The sequence below is a fragment of the Desulfarculaceae bacterium genome (assembly GCA_020444545.1).
Taxonomy (GTDB): domain Bacteria; phylum Desulfobacterota; class Desulfarculia; order Desulfarculales; family Desulfarculaceae; genus Desulfoferula.
Genome location: JAHLKT010000001.1, coordinates 882980 through 901873 on the forward strand (window position 1 = coordinate 882980; position 18894 = coordinate 901873).

Sequence of the window (18894 nt, forward strand, 5' to 3'; positions counted from 1 at the left end):
GGGCGGGGGGCACCGCCAGGGGCAGCGACCGCCCCCGCCCGGGGTTTACTTCTTAACCTTCACGCCCAGCTCGGGCAGCAGGGCGCCCCACTCGGCCGAAAGCTTCTCGAGCAGGGCCTGATACTGCTTGCCGGCCATGAACTTGGGATGCAGGTCCAGCTTGTTGCAGGCCTTGACCACGCCCTTGTCGGCGCAGGCCGCCTGGAAGGCCGCCGAGAGCTTGTCCAGGGCCGCCTGGGGGGTGCCGGCCGGGGCCACGATGGACATGTAGGAGATCTGGCTGAACTTGAAGCCCTTGTCCTTCATGGTGGGCACGTCGGGCACCATGGCCAGGCGATCCTCGCTGGTCACCAACAGCACCCGGATCTTGCCGGCCTTGATGGAGGAGGCCACCGAAGCGGTGGTGTTGTTGATCACGTCCACGTGGCCGCCCAAGAGCGCCGCGGTTTCCTTCACACCGCCCTGGAAGGGCACGTGCTTCCAGTCCAGGCCCAGCTCCTTGCCGATGCGGGCGGTGACCAGGTGGTTGGTGGTGCCGGTGCCCACGCTGCCGTAGGTCACCTTGCCCGGGTTCTTCTTCACGTAGGCCACGAACTCGTCCCAGGTTTTCCAGGGAGCGTCGCCGCGCACCATGAGGGCGTACTCGTAGGGCATCACCGCGCAGACCTGCACCAGGTCCTTGAAGGGCTTGTAGGGCACCGGGCGGATCAGGGGGATGATGGCCACGGCGGGCATATTGCAGGTGCCGATGGTGTAGCCGTTGGCCTTGGCCCGGGCCACCTGGCTCACCCCCAGGGTGCCGCCGGCGCCGGGCTTGTTCATGCAGATCAGGGCCTGCTGGATCACCTCGTTGGCCTTGGAGCTCATGAGGCGGGCGGCGGTGTCGGTGGTGCCGCCGGCCGAGAAGTTGATGATGAACTTGACCGGCTTGCTGGGATAGGCGCCCGCCAGGGCCGGCACGGCGACGGCCAACATAAGGGCCATGGCCATTATGGCCGCTAAAACTTTCTTACCCATCTTAGGTTCCTCCTTGCGTCGTTCGGGCGGGCTCCAGGGTCAGAGCCCTATGATTTCCGGCTTGGTTTGCTCTTTGACCAGCTCCACGATCTCTTCGCGGCGCTTGGGTTTCATGCGGGAGCGGATGGCCGAAACGGTGACCGCGCAGATCACCTTGCCGTCTTCATCCATCACCGGCACCCCCACCGAGACCGCGTCCTTGTGGAACAGGCCGTCGGAGAGCACATAGCCGTTCTTCAGGGCCTTTTTGGCCATGGCCCTGATCTCCTTTTCGGTGCGCCCCTGGAACTGGCTGAAGCGGGGGGCGTTGGTTTTCATCACCTGCTCGAACTCCTCGGGGCCGGAGAAGGCGATGAGGGCCAGGCTGCCGGCCCCGATGCCCAGGGGCCGCCGCGAGCCGACGTTGATCAGGATGGTGCGGATGGGGTACTCCCCCTCGATCACGTCGGCGCAGAGCACGTCGTTGCCCAGGCGGATGAGCAGAAACACGGTGTCCTGGGTTTCCTGGGCGATGCGCTTGAGGGCTGGGTGGAAGCGGTTGCGGATGGCGTACTGCTGGGCCTGGTTGCCCAGGCGGAACAGCTCCAGCCCCAGGTGGTAGAGCTTAGTCACTGGATCGTAGGTCACCACGCCCTCCTCGGCCATCACCTGCAACAGGCGGCGGGCCGTGGCCACGTGCAGCCCCACCCGCCGGGCCAGGGGAGACAGCCGCGCCCCTTTCTGGTTGTGCTCGGCCACGGCCCTGAGCAGGGCCATGGCCCGCTGCACGCTCTGGGCCCCGCCTGGGGACCGGGCGCTTTTCTTGTCCGCGCTTTCTGGGCCGCCGCTTCCGGTGGTCGCCATGAATAACTCCTCGGTGTGGGTGGATTGTTAGCAAGGACCCGAACGACAGGTCAACGGTTTTATATCATCATACGATTTTTTCTTATCATATTATGATCTATTCAAACAAGACCTATTATTGCCTCGCACTTTTTCGGCGCGGCGGTTTTCTGGTTTTTCGTTTTTTTATAGCATGTTATGCCGAAAGGCTGTTGGCTGGCCGAACGTGAAAAGGAGTGCCAAGGCGGTGCGCCGGTTTACAAAAAAGTAACCCAGTTTTCGGCCACCCGGAGGCGCGGCGCGGGCCTTTTATTTGACAATATACTGTCATGTTGTTAGCATATTGTCATGAGCAAGAAGCCACCAGCCCCCATGACCCCGGCCGCCGAGGCCTTCACCGACCTGGTTCTGGAAAGCTTCCGTTTCCACGGAATCCTCTTGGCCGCCGGCGACCGCTTGACCAAGGACCTGGGCCTGACCAGCGCCCTGTGGCAGGTGCTGGGGGCCGTGGACGACGATCCCCTGACCATGGCCCAGATCGGCCGCAACATGGGCCTGACCCGCCAGGGCGTGCGGCGCAGCGTGGGCGTGTTGGAGGGCAAGGGCATGGTGGAGCCCCGGGACAACCCGGACCACCAGCGGGCCAAGCTCATCGCCCTGACCCCCGCTGGACGCCGCGCCCTGGACGAGATGTCGCGGCGCAACGCGCTCTGGGCCAACCGCCTGACCAAGGGCCTTAGCCGGGATTCCCTGGTCCGGGCCCTCAAGACCCTGCGCGCCCTGGAAGAAAGAATGCAATAAACGGGAGGACGAGCATGCCCGAGCAGACATACCCGAAGTTGGACGGTTTTTTGGAGACCCTGGGCCTGGGCGAGGAGCCCCTGGGCCTGTTCTACACCGACCAGGAGCCCGCCGAGGGCTTCACCCCCAAGCCCCTGGACCAGCCCACCCGCCAGAAGGAGATCGACCAGCGGATCAACTGGCAGGAGGTCTTCGGCGGCTTCTCCTGTGTGCTGGGCCACATCTGGCGCGCCCGCAAGAAGCACCGGCCCGCCTACTTCAGCGCCGAGCAGTTCGGCTGTCCCGGCGGCTCCTTTTGGCTGGGCTTCCACAAGCCCCAGACCGAGACCATCATCGCCTATGTCTCCTCGGGCATCCCCGGGGCCATGGAGGGCGAGTTCTACTGCGAGTCGCCGGACGAGCTGCGGCGCGCCTTCGAACAAATAGACCCCCCGCCCGCCCCGGCCAAGTACTGCGTGGTCAAGCCCCTGAGCCTGTTCACCGCCGGGGAGACCCCGGAGCTGGTCATCTTCTTCGGCCGCCCCGAGTCCCTGAGCGGCCTGCACCAGCTGGCCTATTTCGTGACCAACGACCCCGAGGTGGTGGCCTCTCCCTGGGCGGCGGCCTGCGGCGGCCTGGCCGCCTGGCCCTTGCGCTACCTCGCCAAGGGCCAGAGCCGCGCGGTGCTCGGCGGCTGGGACCCCTCGGCCCGCAAGTTCTTCAACACCGACGAGCTCTCCTTCACCGTGCCCCTGGCCATGTTCCAGGAAATGCTGGCGCGCTACGAGGAGTCCTTCCTGCACACCAAGACCTGGAAGACGGTGCAAAAGAAGATCGCCCGCAGCAACAAGGCCTGGAGCTGAGAAGCCGCCCGCCGGCAAAGGAGCCGCGTCGTGTCCAAGGTGATTTTGATCAACCCCTTCGAGGTGCCGCCGGGCCGGGAGGAAGAGGCCCTGGCTTTCTGGGACGAGGTGGCCGCCTACATGCGCCGCCAGCCGGGCTTTGTCTCCACCCGCCTGCACCGCGCCCTCATGCCCGGGGCCCGCTTCGGGCTGGTTAATGTGGCCGAATGGGAGTCGGCCGGGGACTTCGCCCGGGCCACCAACGCCCCCGATTTCCAGGAGATGGTCGCGCCCTACATGGAGAGCTTCCCGCACTACCCGGCCCTGTACGAGGTGGTGCGGAGCTAGAAGCCCCGCGCGCAGGCAGAAAAAAGGGCCCGGCCGGGAATGGCCGGGCCCTTGCTGTTTTCAGACAGGCGGCGGGGCCTCAAGCCTCGGGCCAGAGCTCGGCCGCTTGGTCCACCAGCTTGTACTTCTGGATCTTGCCGCTGGCGGTCATGGGATACTCCTCCACGATGGCCACGTACTTGGGGATTTTGTAGCGCGATATCTGGCCCCGGCACAGGTCGCGCACGTCCTCGGGCATCAGGTCGGCGCCCTCTTCCAGGCGCACGAAGGCCCCCACCTGCTCGCCGTACTTCTTGCTGGGCACCCCCACCACCTGCACGTCCATGATGCCTTCCATGCGCCGCACGAACTCCTCGATCTCCAGGGGGTAGATGTTCTCCCCGCCCCGGATGATCATGTCCTTGTGGCGGCCGGTGATGGCCAAATAGCCGTGCTCGTCCATGACCCCCAAATCGCCGCTGTGCAGCCAGCCCTCGTCGTCGATAGCCTCGGCCGTGGCCTCGGGCATGTTGTAGTAGCCCTTCATCAGGCTGTAGCCCCGGCAGCAGACCTCGCCGATGCTGCCCACGGGCAGCTCCCGGCGGGTCTTGGGGTCCACGATCTTCACCTCGATGCCGGGCATGGCCTTGCCCACCGTCTCGGTGCGGCGGCGCACGTCGTCGTCGGCCAGGGTCTGGGTCATCACCGGCGAGTTCTCGGTGAGCCCGTAGCAGATCGTCACCTCGGACATGTTCATCTTGTCCATCACCTCGCGCATGGTCTTGATGGGACAGGGGCTCCCGGCCATGATGCCGGTGCGCAGGCTGGAGAAGTCGAACTTGTCGAACAAGGGATGGGCGAGCTGGGCGATGAACATGGTGGGCACGCCGTAAAGCGCGGTGCAGCGCTCCTGCTCCACCGAGGCCATCACCTGCACCGGGTCGAACTCCTCCAGGATGACCATGCAGGCGCCGTGGTTCACCGCGGCCAAGACCCCCAGCACGCAGCCGAAGCAGTGGAACAGAGGCACCGGCAGGCAGACGCGGTCGTTGGGCCCCAGGTTCTGGTTCTTGCCGATCCAGTAGCCGTTGGTGCCGATGCTCTTGTGGGTGAGCATCACGCCCTTGGGGAAGCCGGTGGTGCCTGAGGTGTACTGCATGTTCACCACCGCGTCCGGGTCCTGGGCCGCCTCCACCCGGGCCAGCTCGGCGTCGCTCACCATGCGGCTCATGTCCAGGATCTCGGGCATGGAGAACATGCCCCGGTGCTTCTCCTGGTCCAGGAAGAACACCCGCTTGAGATGCGGGAAGCGCGGGGTGTTTAGGTGGCCGCGCTCCTGGGAGCGCAGCTCGGGGATGAGATCGTAGACCGTGGCCAGGAAATCGTTGTCCCGGAAGCGGTCGGCCACCATCAGGTTCTCGGCCTCGGACTGCTGGAGCAGATACTCCAGCTCGGCCCGCTGATAGTGAGTGTTCACGGTGAGCAGGATGGCCCCGATCTTGGCCGTGGCGAACTGGAGGGCCACCCAATAGGGAAGGTTGGAGGCCCAGACCGCCACCTTCTGGCCCGGCTCCACCCCCAGGGCCATGAGCCCCTTGGCCATGTCGTCCACCACCGCGCGGAACTCGCGCCAGCTCAGGCGGTAGTCGCGGTCCACGTAGACCACCGCCGGGTTGTCGGGATACTTCTCGGCGGTTTGGTTGAGTATTTGCCCCAGGGTCTTGTCGATGACGATGGAATCGGCCATGACCCTACTCCGGGAAATAGAGCACGGCGTAGATGGAGGCCTTCTCGCCGTCCAAGGCCGTCAGGTGGTGGGGCACCACCGAGTTGTAATACATGCTGTCGCCCGGCTCCAGCACCGTGGTCTCCCGGCCGTAGGTCAGCTCCACCCGGCCCTGGGTCACCACGATGAACTCCTCGCCCTCGTGGGAGCTGAGCTTGGCCGGCTCGCCGGAAGCGGGGCCGATCTCCACGAAAAAGGGCTCCATGTGCCGGTCGGTCTTGCCCCGGCCCAGGGAGTAGAACACCGTGTCCACCGGGCCCTGGTCGCCCCGGTGGGTGACCAGCTCCTGCTCCCGCTCGCTCAGGCGCACGATGAGCGGGTCGCGGCTCACCTTATCGTCCAAGAAGGTGCCCAAACGCACGCCCAGGGCGCGGGCGATCTTGAGCAGGGGCCCCAGAGAGGGGTAGAGGTCCTGCTCTTCCACCGCGCGCAGGAAGGACTCTTCCAGCCCGGTGCGCTCGGCCATTTGTCGCAGGGAGATGTCGTTGCTTTGGCGGAAGGAGGCGATGCGCGCCCCCAGGCTTTTCTGGCTCATGGTCTCGTCCCTAGCTAAGTTGATCAATCAGGTTGTCCTGCTTTCTTTACCGAAAATGCCCGGTTCATGCACTAATTCATGCAAGGACCAGCCGCCCGGGGCTTATGCGCCCAAAGGCCCCAAGGCCCGTGAATAGCGGCGAAACGCCGACGGCCGCCGCGCCATCCCGCCGTGTTTGGGCTTCCTGATATCGCCCATGGGACCAGTTGACTTTTGGCGAAGCGATCACTTATAAATATCGTTCACACCATGAATTGCATTCAGCAAAACCCTTTCCGGGAGGCTGCAATACACGATCATGGGCGTGGTGGAGCGCAGGGCAAGGGAGAAGGAGCAGCGCCGGGAGGCGATCCTGGACGCGGCCAAGGAGGTCTTCTCCCGCAAGGGGTACCAAGGCGCCACCATGGAGGAGATCGCCGCCCGGGCCGAGCTTAGTCCGGCCACCCTGTACCTCTATTTCAACAACAAGAGCGAGCTGTACGCCTCGCTCAACGTGAAAATGCTGGCCCTTCTCTGCGCGAAGGTGGAGCAGGTGGCCGGGCAAAGCGGGCTGGAGCCGCCGGAGAAAGTGCGGCGCCTGGCCCGGGCCATGCACGACGTCTACATCTTCGACCCTCTCATCGTGACCAACGTCCTGCACATGCAGGCCAGCCAGGAGCTGACCGAGCTGTCCCCGGAGTTGAAAGAGCAGATCAACTCCATGGCCGCTCACGCGCTCCGGATGATGGCCGGCATCTTCCAGCAAGGCATCGAGGCGGGGCAGTTCAAGCCCCACCACCCCGTGGCCCTGGCCGACCTGGTCTGGTCGGTGTTCAGCGGCCTGGTGCTTTGGGAAGAAAGCAAGCGCGGTTTCGCGCCGGACAAGGACTATCTCCAGGACACCCTGGAGTTGGCCATAGATATAGTGGCTCGGGGCATAAGCAACTAGCTCCCCGGCGCCATCGGCTCCGCGAACGCGGCGGGGCAGCCCCTCACCCTATACAGCCCGCGGGAGGCGCATGGCGGACCAGCCTATTCTCAGCATGGAGGGAGTTTACCTGTCCTTCGGGGGACTTACGGTTCTTTCCGAGGTCAGTTTCCAGGTCAACCCGGGCGAGATATTCGCCATCATCGGCCCCAACGGGGCGGGCAAGACCTCCATCCTCAACTGCATCGGCGGCTTCTACCGCCCCAGCTCGGGGCGTATCACTTTTCAGGGCAAGGACGTGACCCGCACCAGCCCCGACCGGCGGGCGGCCATGGGCCTGGCCCGCACCTTCCAGAACATCGCCCTGTTCCGGGGCATGACCGTTTTGGACAACATAAAGCTGGGGGCCCACGCCCACCTGAAGACCGGCCTCTTGTCGGCCCTGATGTATTGGGGCTCGGCCCACCACGAGGAGATGGCCCTTCGGGAACAGGTGGAAAACGAGGTCATCGACTTTTTGGAGATAGAGCCCATCCGCAAGCAGGCGGTGGGCTCGCTGGCTTACGGCCTGCAAAAGCGGGTGGAGCTGGCCCGGGCCCTGGCCATGGAGCCCAAGGTGCTCTTGATGGACGAGCCGGTGGCGGGCATGAACGCCGAGGAGACCGAGGACATGGCCCGCTTCGTCCTGGACATCAAGGAGGAGCGCGACATGACCATCGTGCTCATCGAGCACGACATGAACGTGATCATGGACATCAGCGACCGGGTGATGGTCTTGAACTTCGGCCAGAAGATAGCCGAGGGCACCCCCGAGGAGATGCAGCACCATCCCGAGGTGATCAAGGCCTACCTGGGCGAGAAGAGGGGCTAGGGCGATGGACATCCTGCTGCAACTGATCGTCAGCGGCATCGCGGTGGGCGGGGTCTACGCCCTCATCGCCCTGGGCTTCGTCCTGATCTACAAGGCCACCAGCATCATCAACTTCGCCACCGGCGAGTTCATGATGATCGGGGCCTACTTCTTCTACACCGCCATGGTGATGATCGGCCTGCCGCCCATACCCTCGTTCCTGCTGGTCATGGTCTGCTCGGCCCTGCTGGGGCTTTTCGTGGAGCGGGCCATCCTGAGGCACATGCTGGGCCAGCCCACCATCAGCATCGTGATGGTCACCATCGGCCTGAGCTCCATCCTCATGGGCCTGGCCGAGATCATCTGGTCCACCGACTTCAAGAGCTTCCCGCCCCTGTTCCCCCGCGCGCCCATAATCATCGGCGACATCATCGTGCGCTCCAATTTGTTCTGGGGCTTCGTGGTGGCCATGATCACGGTGATCCTGTTCGCCCTGCTGTTCAAGTACGCCAAGGTGGGGGTGGCCATGCGGGCCACCGCCGGGGACCAGATGGCCGCCTTTTCCATGGGCATCAACGTGCGCAGCATGTTCACCGTGGCCTGGTCCCTGGGGGCCATCGCCGCGGCCCTGGGCGGGGTGATCATCGGCAACATGGGCGGCATCCAGCCCACCCTGGGGGGCATCGGCCTCAAGATCTTCCCGGTGGTGATCCTGGGAGGCCTGGACTCCATCGCCGGGGCGGTGGTGGGCGGGTTCATCGTGGGCCTGGTGGAGAACATCGCCGGGGGCTATTTGGACCCCTACGTGGGCGGCGGGGTCAAGGATTTGGCCCCCTTCGTGGTTCTGGTCCTGATCCTCCTGATAAAGCCCTACGGGCTTTTCGGCAAAGAAGACATCGAGCGGTTGTAGCGGGAGGGAATCGGCACAGCCATGCGCATAGGCGACTTCAAGCAGTCCTACGCCGCCGACGAGGCGGTGTTCCGCAGCAACACGGTACGGGTTTGGCTGGTGGTGCTCTTCGCGGCCATGGCCGCCTTCCCCTTCATGGTGGGGCCCTACCTGCTCTACATGGCCAACCTCACCGGGGTGGCCATCATCGCGGCGGTGGGCCTGAACATCCTCACCGGGGCGGCGGGCCAGATATCGCTGGGCCACGCCGCCTTCGTGGGCATCGGGGCCTACACCAGCGCCATCCTCACCACCAGCCTGGGCCTGCCCTTCTTTCTCTGCCTGCCCCTGAGCGGCATCTCGGCTGCCTTCTTCGGGATCATCGTGGGCGCGCCCTCCATGCGCATGAAGGGGCTCTACCTGTGCATCGCCACCCTGGCCGCCCAGATGATCTTCGACTTCATCTTCGTGCACTGGAACTCGGTGACCGGCGGCATCCGGGGCATCAACGTGCCCGCGCCGGATTTGTTCGGCCTCAAGCTGGACACCGAGTTCAAGATGTACTTCGTCACCGTGCCCATCATGATCATCGCGGTGACCGCGGCCCGCAACCTGTTCCGCACCCGGGTAGGCCGGGCCTTCATCGCCATCCGCGACCGCGACATCTCCGCTCAGCTGATGGGCATAAACCTGTTCCAGTACAAGCTCTACGCCTTCGCCACCTCCAGCTTCTTCGCCGGGGTGGCCGGCTGCCTGCAAGTCTATTTGCTCAAGATCGTCACCCCGGAACACTTCCCCCTGCACGAGTCCATCCGATACCTGGCCATGATCATCGTGGGCGGGCTGGGCTCGGTGCTGGGCTCCATCTTCGGGGCCATCTTCATGACCATGGTCCCCGAGGCGCTGCAAAGCGGCCTGGCCCTTTTCCAGGGCCTGGACGACAAGGTAATGAGCTACCTCTACCCGTTGCAGACCGTGGTCTTCGGCCTGCTGATCGTGGTGTTTCTGGTTTTCGAGCCCCACGGCCTGGCCGAGATGTGGCGGCGCTTGAAGGATTATTTCCGGCTTTGGCCTTTCGAGCACTAGGGGCTCGGGGCCCGGCCAAGGCCGGAGGAACCGATGGAGGGATGTCCGGACCGGGCGCCATCGCGCCGGGCGGACTTGGGTTTCACTGATGCCGAGGAGGGATAGATGAAATCGTTACGGGTTACCTTGGGGCTATTGTTGACCCTGTGCCTGGTGCTGGGGGCCGGGATGGCGCTGGCGGCGGACACCATCAAGATCACCGCCCAGCAGCCTCTGACCGGCCGCTTCGCCTTCGCGGGCAAGCACATCCACCAGGGCCTGGCCGATTCCATCGCCTATGCCAACGAGCAGGGCGGGGTGGACGGTCAGAAATTCGAATACATTTATGAGGACACCGGCTACGACCTCAAGCGCGCGGTGGCCAGCTTCAAGAAGATGGTGGCCAAGTACAGCCCGGTGATGAACTACGGCGAGTCCACCGGCGAGGGCAAGGCCCTGGCCCCGGAGATCAACAGCCGCTACCACCTGGTCTACGGCTCCACCAGCTTCTCCCAGGAGCTGGCCGACCGGGCCAAGAACCCCTACTTCTTCGTTTCCGGGCCCACCTACGCCCAGCAGTTCGGCATCCTGCTCAAGTACATCGCGGCCCACCCCAAGACCAAGGGACAGGCTCCCACGGTGGCCTTCTTCCACTCGGACACCGAGTTCGGCCGCGACCCCGTCCCCTACGCCCGCGAGATGGCCAAGAAGTTGGGCGTCAAGGTGGTGGCCGAGGAAGTGACCGCGGTGGGCGCGGTGGACATCACCAGCCAGCTCTTGGACCTGAAGCGCCACAACCCCGACTACTGCATCTTCCAAGGCTACGTGGTCCCGCCCATCCCGGCGGTGATCCGCGGGGCCAAGGACTTCGGGCTCAAGACCACCTTCATGGGCACCTTCTGGACCATGTCCAAGATGCTCCTGGACAAGCTGGGCGCCGACGGCGACGGCTACATGGGCGTGATGCCCTATGCCTACTGGTACCACACCGACGTACCCATGATTAAGATCATCCAGGACTTCAACAAGCGGCACCATCCGGACGTGAAGTACCGCCCCAACAGCTACATGCAGGGCTGGTTCACCGGCATGGTCTACGTGAAGCTGGCCAAGATGTGCAAGGCCAAGGGCCTGCCCATCACCGGGCCCAACCTGAAGAACATGATCCCCCAGGTCAAGGACTGGGACACCCAGGGCTTCGCGGGCATCGTGAGCTTCAAGCACAGCAACGCCACCGCGGTGGGCAAAGTCTACATCGGCAAGGGCGGCAAGTTCATGCCGGCCTCGGACTGGATCTACCTGGACAAGTAACCCCCACGGCCGAGGCGGGGCCCTCGCGGCCCCGCCCGGCCCCACATGAATTTACTAAAGGGAAGCGGGGCGGCCCGATACCTATGGCGGAACACAACGACGAGCAGGCCATCCTCAAGGTCAACAACATCGAGGTGGTCTACAACCACGTGGTGCTGGTGCTCAAGGGGCTGAGCCTGGTGGTGCCCCAGGGCCGCATCGTGAGCCTGCTGGGCTCCAACGGGGCGGGCAAGAGCACCACCCTCAAGGCCATCAGCGGTCTGTTGCCTCTCGAGGACGGCGAGATGACCGACGGGTGGATCGATTTCGAGGGCCAGAGGCTGGGCCAGGACCTGCCCCACGTCCTGGTGCGCAAGGGCATCTTCCAGGTCATGGAGGGGCGGCGCATCTTCGAGGACCTTACCGTGGAGGAGAACCTCGCCTGCGGGGCCTACACCCGGCGGGACCGGAGCGGGGTCAAGGCCGACCTGGAAAAGTGCTTCACCTACTTCCCGGTGCTCAAAAGCCGCCTGGGGCGCCTGGCCGGCTACCTGAGCGGCGGCGAGCAGCAGATGCTGGCCATCAGCCGGGCCCTGTTGGCCCGGCCCAAGCTGATGATGCTCGACGAGCCCTCCCTGGGACTGGCCCCCCTGTTGGTGGAGGAGATTTTCGCCATCATCCAGGAGATCAACCAGAAGGAAGGCACCAGCATCCTCCTGGTGGAGCAGAACGCCCAGGTGGCCCTGAGCGTGAGTTCCTACGGCTACATCATGGAAAACGGCCGGGTGGTTTTGGACGGCCCGGTGGAGCGCCTTTTGGCCGACCAGGACGTGCAGGAGTTCTACCTGGGCCTGGGCCAGGGCGGAGGCCGCAAAAGCTACCGCGAGGTCAAGCATTACAAGCGGAGGAAACGGTGGTTGAGCTGAGCGGCAAGACCCTGGGGCAATTTTTCCTGGGGCAGGTGGCCCGGCTCGGTGAGCAGGTGGCCCTGCGCGAGAAGGAATTCGGCATCTGGCAGGAGGTGACCTGGAACGGCTACCGTGACCACGTGCAGCACTTCGCCCTGGGGATAAGCGCCCTGGGCTTCGGGCGCGGCGACCACCTGGCCATCATCAGCGAGAACTGCCGGGAGTGGCTCTACGCCGACCTGGCGGCGATCTGCCTGGGCGGGGTGTCGGTGGGGGTCTATCCCACCAGCCCCTATCCCGAGGTCCACTACGTGGTCAAGCACTCGGACAGCAAGCTGGTGGTGGCCGAGGACCAGGAGCAGACCGACAAGATCCTGGAGGTCTGGGACGACCTGCCCCTGGTGGAAAAGATCATCGTCAAGGACATGAAGGGCCTTAGGCACTACCCCAAAGACATCATCATCTCCTTCGAGGAGGTGGAGGAGCTGGGGCGGGAGCTGGCCAAGGAGCGGCCCGGCTGGTTCGAGGAGCAGGTGGCCCTGGGCAAGGCCGAGGACGTGAGCATCATGGTCTATACCTCGGGCACCACCGGCAAGCCCAAGGGGGCCATGATCAACCACGTGAACATCGAGGCCATGACCCTGGGGACCATCGAGGCCATCGGGGCCACGGAGAACGACTCGGTGGTGTCCTATCTGCCCCTGTGCCACGTGGCCGAGAAGATCTTCAGCCTGTTTTTGCCCATGTACGTGGGCTATCCGGTGAACTTCGCCGAGAGCATCGCCACCATCCAGAGCGACCTTCGGGAGATCGCGCCCTCGGTGTTTCTGGGCGTGCCGCGCATCTGGGAAAAGCTGCAATCGGCCATCTACATCAACATCAAGGACTCCAGCCGCCTGAAGCGGTGGCTGTTTAAGCGCTGCTACGCGGTGGGCCGGAAGATGGCCGGCGAGCGTCTGGAGGGCCGGCGGCCGGGCCCGGGCCTTCGGCTGGCCTTCTGGGCGGCCTACTGGCTCATGCTGCGGGCCCTGCAAAACTTCGTGGGTCTAAGGAAGGTGCGCTTCTGCTTCTCGGCCGCGGCCAAGGTGAGTCCCGACGTGCTGCGCTTCTTCCACGACCTGGGCATCCGGGTGAAGGAAGGCTACGGCATGACCGAGTCCACCGGCCTGAGCTTCATCCACATGGATGAGGACATCCGCATGGGCACGGTGGGCAAGCCCATCTCCTGTGTGGAGTTCGCCATCGCCCCGGACGGCGAGCTCTTGAAAAAGGGCCCCCTGATCTTCGTGGGCTACTACAAGAACGAGCAGGCCACCGCCGAGGCCATCATCGACGGCTGGCTGCACACCGGCGACGTGGCCGAGGTGGACCAGGCGGGGCACCTGTGCATCGTGGACCGCAAGAAGGACATCATCATCACCAGCGGCGGCAAGAACATCGCGCCCAGCGAGATCGAGAACGCCCTGAAGGTGAGCCCCTACATCAAGGAGGCCATCGTGATCGGAGAGGGGCGCAACTACATCGCCGCCCTGATCCAGATCGACTTCGACAACGTGGGCAAGTGGGCCACGGACAACCACATCGCCTACACCAACTTCAAGAACCTCTCGCAGAACCCCGAGGTGAACCGCCTGGTGCAGGCCGAGGTGGACCGGGTCAACGCCCAGTTCGCCCGGGTGGAAAACGTGCGCAAGTTCCTGTTGCTGACCAAGGAGCTGGACCACGACGACGACGAGCTCACCGCCACCATGAAGGTGCGGCGGGCCAACATCTACCAGAAGTTCGCCGAGGAGATCGAGGTGGTCTACGGCAAGCAGGCCAGGGCCTAGGGCCGCGCCGCTCCGAATCTTTCCCTAATTTTTGGCTGGAATCTTGCCCACCCCGCGCGGAGCGCCGCGCCGGGGTTGGGCGGGCTCACATGACGGCTTGGCCCATGCTCTGGGAGACTTCCCGGGCGCCCTTGCGGATGATCGCCGCCAGCTCGTCCTGCTTGCTGGAGGTGATGCGCGAGATGGGCACCGAGATGCTCATGGCCGCGACCATCTTGCCGGTGTGGCTGTACACCGGGGCCGAGACGCAGCGGATGTCGGTGTTGGACTCGCAGTCGTCGTAGGACAGGCCCCGCCTGCGGATGACCGCCAGCTCGTGCTTAAGCTGGGCCAGGGAGACGATGCTGTTCTCGGTCATCCTCTCCAGCTGGTCCCGGCCGTGGTAGAGCTCGTCGATCTCCTGGTCGGAGAGGCTCGATAGCATCATCTTGCCCACGGCGGTGCAATGGGCCGGCAGCCGGGAGCCCACCCGCGAGACCAGGCGCACCATCTTGGAGCAGTCCACCTTGGCCACGAACACCGCCTCGATGCCGTCCAGGATGGCCATCTGCACCGTCTCGTCGCAATTGGCCACGATCTCCTCGGCCACCTTGCGCCCTTCGCTGATCAGATCCAGCTTGGCCGCGTAGACGTTGCCCAGCTCCAGGACCTTGGGGCCCAGGAACACCTTGTTGGATTGCTTCTCGTCCCGCCGCAGATAGCCCACGTGCAACAAGGTGTTCACCAGCTCGTGGGCGGTGGTGCGCGGAAAGCCCAGACGTTCGACTATCTCCGGGACCGACAGGGGGCACTGCTCGGCCAGGAAAAGCTCCAGAACGCTGAGGGCGCGGGCTACCGAGGGGATTACGCGCGGCAATTAATCATCCATTTTAAGTAGATATTCCCGGCGGACGGTCTAGCAACCATATCAGGCCGCCGTGGCCCAGTAAAGCACGCTCATGTGCGAAATGTCAAACGGCGTACCAAATGCCGAAATTCATTTGCCAATCGGGTTTACAGCAAAAAAAGCGGTTAATCAAGCAGATTGTGGTTTACACCCGATCAAGGGATTTGTTAGTTTGTCTGAAATGCGGGGCAACGTTCAGAATACCGAACAATAGCCAAGCGGGGGTGGGGGCCACTGGCCGGCCGCTTCCGCCAAGGCTTTGCGGACTTGAGGCGAAACGGCCGCGCATCAACAAGGGGTCTTTCGATGCATGGAATAAGGATTGACGGCCGGGGGGGCCAAGGGGCGGTCTTGGCATCCAAGATGCTGGCCCAGGCCTTTTACCGTCAGGGTTTCTGGGTGCAGGCCTTTCCCGCCTTTGGCATGGAACGGCGCGGCGCCCCGGTTTCGGCCTACGTCCGGGTGGACGAAAAGCCGATCCTCAGACGAGGCCGCATCGAGACCGCCCAGACGGTCATCGCGCTGGACCCCGCCCTGCTGGAGATGATCGAGGTAACCCACGGCTTGGCCGAGGGCGGGCTGCTCTTGCTCAACCACACCGAGAAGCCCCAGGACGTGGGCCTGGCGGGCTCCTTCCGCATGGCCACCCTGGACGCCACCAAGCTGGCCCTGGCCCACCGCCTGGGCTCCAGCTCCTCGCCCATCGTGAACACCGTGGTGCTGGGCGCCTTTGCCAAGCTCGACCCGGACCTGGAGCTGCAAAACGTCCTGGGGGCCATCGAGCAATACACCCCGGCCAAGGTCGAAGCCAACGTTGAGGCGGCCCGGCAGGCCTTCGACGCCGTGGTCAAAGGGTAGGCGCGCCGTGAACCACAAAAACGATATAACCACCATGGCCGCCCTGCCCAAGGTGCCCATCACCAGCGGGGACATGGATTTCAACCGCACCGGGCTCTGGCGCTACCTGATGCCCGCGGTGCAGGAGCGGACGGCTCCCTGCCAGGCAGCCTGCCCCCTGGGAATGCCCTCCCCGGACTTCATCAACGATCTGCTCCGCCAGGACGGCGCCCAGGCCCTGGGCCGGGTGCTGGCGGTGAACCCCCTGCCCGGGGTGACCGGGCGGCTGTGCTACCACCCCTGCCAGGCCAAGTGCCTGCGCAAGGAACTGGACCATAACCTGAAGATTCAGATGCTGGAGCGGCACCTGGCCGACACCGCGTCGGAGCCGGCAACGGCCGGCCGCAACCAGACGGGGCCCGCGGCGGCGGTTTTGGGCGCGGGGCCTCTGGGCCTGGCCGCGGCTTACTTCCTGGGCCTGGCCGGGCTAACGGTGAGCCTGATCGATCCCCTGGAGCAGCCGGGCGGTTTCCTTACCAGCCTGGAGCCGGGCAAGCTGAGCCCCGAGGCCCTGGGCCGCGAGAGCGCGCGCCTTATCCGCCTGGCCGGGCTCAAGCCGGTCATGGGCGCGGAGTTCGCCGCCCTGGCCGCCGAGGGCCCGGGCGACGGCTGGGCCCTGGTCATCCACGACCAGAGCGCCCACGCCCCCGATAGCACCCCCGGCCAAAGCCTGGCCGATTTGGCGACGCGGCTTGTCCCGGGCCCCATCCGGCTGGACAGCGCCGCGCTGTGCCCCAACGGGGCCTACAAGGCCAGCCAGGTGGCCCTGGCCCTGGCCGCCGGACGCGAGCTGGCGGCCCTGGCCCTGAGCGACCTGGGCATGGCCGCGCAAAGCCAAGAGCTGCAGGAGTTGGGCGAGGGCCCCCGGGCCGGGGAGCCCGTAAAGGCCGAGGAGATCCGTTACGACCTGTTCGAGGCCGCCGGGCCCGGGCCGGAGGGGGACGCCTTTGCCAGCGAGGAGCAGGCCCTGGCCGAGGCCGGGCGCTGCCTCTCCTGCGGCCACTGCAACCTCTGCGGCCGCTGCATGGTTTTCTGTCCGGACGTGTCACTGAGCGTGAACCCGCAAGGAACCGCGCCGGAGGTGGATGAGATGCACTGCAAAGGCTGCGGAATCTGCGCCCACGAATGCCCCCGGCGGGCGCTGGTGATGACGCGATGAGCACCAACAAGCTGCTGACCGGGACCGAAACCGCCGCCCAGGCCGCGCTGCTGGCCAGGGTGGACGTGGTGCCCGCCTATCCCATCACTCCCCAGACCGTGATCGTGGAGACCCTGGCGGAGATGATCGGGAGCGGCGAGCTGGACGCCGCCTACATCAACGTGGAATCCGAGCACTCGGCCATGGCCAGCTGCATCGGAGCCGCCGCTGCCGGGGCCCGGGCCTTCACCGCCACCTCGTCCCAGGGCCTGGCCCTGATGCACGAGGTGCTGCACTACGCGGCCAACGGCCGGATGCCCATCGTGATGGTAAACGCCAACCGCGCCCTGGCCCCGCCCTGGAACCTCTACTGCGACCAGTCCGACTCCCTGGCCCAGCGGGACACCGGCTGGCTCCAGTACTACTGCGCCGATTGCCAGGACGTCCTGGACTCCATCCTGGTGGCCTACAAGGTGGCCGAAGAGGTCTCCCTGCCGGTGATGATCAACCTGGACGCCTTCTACCTGACCCACACCTCCGAGGCGGTGGAGCTGCCGGACCAGGAGGCGGTGGACGCCTTCATCCCCAAACAGATCAAGGCCGTCATGGACACCGAGCACCCCGCCACCTACGGCAACGTGTGCGGGCCCGAGCTCTACACCTCCATCCGCTACAACCGGCACTACGACGCAGTGGGGGCCCTGGAAAGCTGGCAGCGGGCCTCCCAGGCCTATGCCCAGGCCTTCGGGCGCTCCTGCCCCCCGGTGCAGACCTACAAGACCGAGGACGCCGAGACGATCCTGGTGGTGGCCGGTTCGGCCTCCGGCGCCCTGAGGCTGGCCGTGGACCAGATGCGCGAGCAAGGCCACGCCGCCGGGATGCTGCGCCTGGCCATGCTGCGCCCCTTCCCCGGGGAGATGATCGCCCGGGCGGTGGGCGGCGCCAAGCGCCTGGTGGTGGTGGAGCGGGGGGTTTCCAGCGGCATGGGCGGCATCGTGGGCCAGGAGCTCAAGGCCGCCCTGTTCGGCCGCCCCGGCGGCCTGGATATCTGGAGCCTGTTCGCGGGGTTGGGCGGCAAGGACATCGTGCCCGAAGAGATAGCCGCCGAAGCGCTGGCCATCGCGGCCGGAAAGCCCAGCGGCCCCGAGCATGGGGATCACTGCATATGGACGGGGCTACTGCCATGACCAATACGGCGCTCACGCAAGACATCATGGGGCCGGGCCACCTGGCCTGCGCCGGTTGCGGCGCGGCCATCGCCATGCGCCACGCCATGGAGGCCCTGGGCCCCAAGACCAACATCGTGGTGCCGGCGGGCTGCTGGTCCACCTTCATCGGGGTCTACCCCAACAGCTGCCTCAGGGTGCCGGTGATGTCGGTGGCCTTCGCCACCACCGCCGCCACGGCCTCGGGCCTCAAGGCCGGGCTGGAACGGATGGGACGGGGCGAGGAGACCGTGCTGGCCTGGGCCGGCGACGGCGGCACCTTCGACATCGGCATCCAGGCGCTGTCCGGCGCGGCCGAGCGCAACGAGGACATCATCTTCGTGTGCTACGACAACGAGGCCTACATGAACACCGGCATCCAGCGCTCCTCGGCCACCCCGCCGGGAGCCTGGACCACCACCACGCCGGAAAGCGCCCTGAAGAGCCAGCGCAAGAAGAACATGGTGGCCATCATGGCCGCCCATGGGGTGCCCTACGCCGCCACCGCGTCCATCGCCTACCCCGAGGACTTCATGGCCAAAATGGCCAAGGCCAACTCCATCCGGGGCACCAAGTTCATCCACCTGTTCGCCTCTTGCCCCACCGGCTGGCGGCACGGGTCGGAGCTTTCGGTGGAGGTGGCGGCCCGGGCGGTGAAAAGCCGGGTGTTCCCGCTCTACGAAGTGATGGACGGCGAAGAGTGGCGGATGAGCCCAATGCCCGCCAAGGAGCCGGTCTCGGAATATCTGAGGATGCAAGGCAGGTTCAAGGCCATGGGACCTGAAATCGAGGCGGAGTTCCAGCGCGGGGTCGACCGAAGCTGGAAGAGCCTGGCCCGGAAATGCGCGCCCAGCGCCTGAGGCATGGGAGCCCCGGGGCCCTCACGCCAAGCGCGGCGAATTTTTCCTTAACGGCAACGCC

19 protein-coding genes are annotated in these 18894 nt (G+C 65.3%); 14 read left to right on the top strand and 5 right to left on the bottom strand.

Annotated features, from left to right (window positions below; all coding sequences use genetic code 11):
- Nucleotides 1-45: 45 nt before the first annotated feature.
- Nucleotides 46-1017: a tripartite tricarboxylate transporter substrate binding protein gene (locus KQH53_04160; protein ID MCB2225850.1), complete on the bottom strand. Its 972-nt coding sequence runs from the start codon at nt 1015-1017 to the stop codon at nt 46-48.
- 39 nt (nt 1018-1056) lie between these two features.
- Nucleotides 1057-1860: an IclR family transcriptional regulator gene (locus KQH53_04165; protein MCB2225851.1), complete on the bottom strand. Its 804-nt coding sequence runs from the start codon at nt 1858-1860 to the stop codon at nt 1057-1059.
- A gap of 327 nt (nt 1861-2187) precedes the next feature.
- On the opposite strand from KQH53_04165, the gene KQH53_04170 reads away from it, so the two are divergent.
- From KQH53_04170 to KQH53_04180, 3 genes are read left to right on the top strand one after another with little or no spacing between them, the layout of a single operon-like run.
- The gene (locus tag KQH53_04170) at nt 2188-2640 is read left to right on the top strand and encodes a MarR family winged helix-turn-helix transcriptional regulator (protein ID MCB2225852.1); all 453 of its coding nucleotides are present in this window, start codon (nt 2188-2190) and stop codon (nt 2638-2640) included.
- Between the two features lie 14 nt (nt 2641-2654).
- On the top strand, nt 2655-3482 hold the full coding sequence (locus KQH53_04175) for a DUF169 domain-containing protein (protein ID MCB2225853.1): 828 nt from the start codon (nt 2655-2657) through the stop codon (nt 3480-3482).
- 30 nt (nt 3483-3512) lie between these two features.
- Entirely contained in the window at nt 3513-3809 is a 297-nt protein-coding gene (locus tag KQH53_04180) for an antibiotic biosynthesis monooxygenase (GenBank protein MCB2225854.1), read from the top strand.
- Between the two features lie 79 nt (nt 3810-3888).
- On the opposite strand, the gene KQH53_04185 is transcribed toward KQH53_04180, so the two are convergent.
- Nucleotides 3889-5535 carry an AMP-binding protein gene (locus KQH53_04185; protein MCB2225855.1) on the bottom strand — a complete coding sequence of 549 codons (1647 nt, stop codon included), beginning with the start codon at nt 5533-5535 and terminating at the stop codon, nt 3889-3891.
- Nucleotides 5536-5539: 4 nt separating this feature from the next.
- Nucleotides 5540-6109 (bottom strand): cupin domain-containing protein, encoded by a 570-nt coding sequence (locus KQH53_04190; protein MCB2225856.1) that lies wholly within the window; start codon nt 6107-6109, stop codon nt 5540-5542.
- 298 nt (nt 6110-6407) lie between these two features.
- On the opposite strand from KQH53_04190, the gene KQH53_04195 reads away from it, so the two are divergent.
- From KQH53_04195 to KQH53_04225, 7 genes are all read left to right on the top strand, one after another.
- On the top strand, nt 6408-7037 hold the full coding sequence (locus tag KQH53_04195; protein MCB2225857.1) for a TetR/AcrR family transcriptional regulator: 630 nt from the start codon (nt 6408-6410) through the stop codon (nt 7035-7037).
- Nucleotides 7038-7107: 70 nt separating this feature from the next.
- On the top strand, nt 7108-7887 hold the full coding sequence (locus KQH53_04200) for an ABC transporter ATP-binding protein (protein ID MCB2225858.1): 780 nt from the start codon (nt 7108-7110) through the stop codon (nt 7885-7887).
- A 4-nt stretch (nt 7888-7891) separates the two neighbouring features.
- Nucleotides 7892-8776, top strand: coding sequence for a branched-chain amino acid ABC transporter permease (locus KQH53_04205; GenBank protein MCB2225859.1), 885 nt, complete (start codon nt 7892-7894; stop codon nt 8774-8776).
- Nucleotides 8777-8797: 21 nt separating this feature from the next.
- On the top strand, nt 8798-9841 hold the full coding sequence (locus tag KQH53_04210; GenBank protein MCB2225860.1) for a branched-chain amino acid ABC transporter permease: 1044 nt from the start codon (nt 8798-8800) through the stop codon (nt 9839-9841).
- Between the two features lie 105 nt (nt 9842-9946).
- The gene (locus tag KQH53_04215) at nt 9947-11131 is read left to right on the top strand and encodes an ABC transporter substrate-binding protein (GenBank protein MCB2225861.1); all 1185 of its coding nucleotides are present in this window, start codon (nt 9947-9949) and stop codon (nt 11129-11131) included.
- 83 nt (nt 11132-11214) lie between these two features.
- Nucleotides 11215-12036, top strand: coding sequence for an ABC transporter ATP-binding protein (locus KQH53_04220; protein ID MCB2225862.1), 822 nt, complete (start codon nt 11215-11217; stop codon nt 12034-12036).
- Nucleotides 12024-13847, top strand: coding sequence for an AMP-binding protein (locus tag KQH53_04225; protein MCB2225863.1), 1824 nt, complete (start codon nt 12024-12026; stop codon nt 13845-13847). Before KQH53_04220 ends, KQH53_04225 begins: the two co-directional genes overlap by 13 nt.
- Nucleotides 13848-13932: 85 nt before the next feature.
- Here the strand turns inward: KQH53_04225 and KQH53_04230 are convergent, their stop codons facing one another.
- On the bottom strand, nt 13933-14703 hold the full coding sequence (locus tag KQH53_04230; protein MCB2225864.1) for an IclR family transcriptional regulator: 771 nt from the start codon (nt 14701-14703) through the stop codon (nt 13933-13935).
- Nucleotides 14704-15039: 336 nt separating this feature from the next.
- On the opposite strand from KQH53_04230, the gene KQH53_04235 reads away from it, so the two are divergent.
- The 4 genes from KQH53_04235 to KQH53_04250 are packed head-to-tail and all read left to right on the top strand — an operon-like array spanning nt 15040 to nt 18833.
- The gene (locus tag KQH53_04235; protein MCB2225865.1) at nt 15040-15591 is read left to right on the top strand and encodes a 2-oxoacid:acceptor oxidoreductase family protein; all 552 of its coding nucleotides are present in this window, start codon (nt 15040-15042) and stop codon (nt 15589-15591) included.
- 7 nt (nt 15592-15598) lie between these two features.
- Entirely contained in the window at nt 15599-16789 is a 1191-nt protein-coding gene (locus KQH53_04240) for an NAD(P)-binding protein (GenBank protein ID MCB2225866.1), read from the top strand.
- Nucleotides 16786-17955 (top strand): pyruvate ferredoxin oxidoreductase, encoded by a 1170-nt coding sequence (porA, locus tag KQH53_04245; GenBank protein MCB2225867.1) that lies wholly within the window; start codon nt 16786-16788, stop codon nt 17953-17955. The genes KQH53_04240 and porA overlap by 4 nt, the downstream gene beginning before the upstream one ends.
- Nucleotides 17952-18833 carry a pyruvate ferredoxin oxidoreductase gene (locus tag KQH53_04250; protein MCB2225868.1) on the top strand — a complete coding sequence of 294 codons (882 nt, stop codon included), beginning with the start codon at nt 17952-17954 and terminating at the stop codon, nt 18831-18833. Before porA ends, KQH53_04250 begins: the two co-directional genes overlap by 4 nt.
- Nucleotides 18834-18894: the final 61 nt, after the last annotated feature.

What these genes read in the sequence shown, in the direction of transcription:
- KQH53_04160 (MCB2225850.1), bottom strand. Translation starts at nt 1,017, where the DNA reads ATGGGTAAGAAAGTTTTAGCGGCCATAATGGCCATGGCCCTTATGTTG.
- KQH53_04165 (MCB2225851.1), bottom strand. Translation starts at nt 1,860, where the DNA reads ATGGCGACCACCGGAAGCGGCGGCCCAGAAAGCGCGGACAAGAAAAGC.
- KQH53_04170 (MCB2225852.1), top strand. Translation starts at nt 2,188, where the DNA reads ATGAGCAAGAAGCCACCAGCCCCCATGACCCCGGCCGCCGAGGCCTTC.
- KQH53_04175 (MCB2225853.1), top strand. Translation starts at nt 2,655, where the DNA reads ATGCCCGAGCAGACATACCCGAAGTTGGACGGTTTTTTGGAGACCCTG.
- KQH53_04185 (MCB2225855.1), bottom strand. Translation starts at nt 5,535, where the DNA reads ATGGCCGATTCCATCGTCATCGACAAGACCCTGGGGCAAATACTCAAC.
- KQH53_04190 (MCB2225856.1), bottom strand. Translation starts at nt 6,109, where the DNA reads ATGAGCCAGAAAAGCCTGGGGGCGCGCATCGCCTCCTTCCGCCAAAGC.
- KQH53_04195 (MCB2225857.1), top strand. Translation starts at nt 6,408, where the DNA reads ATGGGCGTGGTGGAGCGCAGGGCAAGGGAGAAGGAGCAGCGCCGGGAG.
- KQH53_04200 (MCB2225858.1), top strand. Translation starts at nt 7,108, where the DNA reads ATGGCGGACCAGCCTATTCTCAGCATGGAGGGAGTTTACCTGTCCTTC.
- KQH53_04205 (MCB2225859.1), top strand. Translation starts at nt 7,892, where the DNA reads ATGGACATCCTGCTGCAACTGATCGTCAGCGGCATCGCGGTGGGCGGG.
- KQH53_04210 (MCB2225860.1), top strand. Translation starts at nt 8,798, where the DNA reads ATGCGCATAGGCGACTTCAAGCAGTCCTACGCCGCCGACGAGGCGGTG.
- KQH53_04215 (MCB2225861.1), top strand. Translation starts at nt 9,947, where the DNA reads ATGAAATCGTTACGGGTTACCTTGGGGCTATTGTTGACCCTGTGCCTG.
- KQH53_04220 (MCB2225862.1), top strand. Translation starts at nt 11,215, where the DNA reads ATGGCGGAACACAACGACGAGCAGGCCATCCTCAAGGTCAACAACATC.
- KQH53_04235 (MCB2225865.1), top strand. Translation starts at nt 15,040, where the DNA reads ATGCATGGAATAAGGATTGACGGCCGGGGGGGCCAAGGGGCGGTCTTG.
- porA (MCB2225867.1), top strand. Translation starts at nt 16,786, where the DNA reads ATGAGCACCAACAAGCTGCTGACCGGGACCGAAACCGCCGCCCAGGCC.
- KQH53_04250 (MCB2225868.1), top strand. Translation starts at nt 17,952, where the DNA reads ATGACCAATACGGCGCTCACGCAAGACATCATGGGGCCGGGCCACCTG.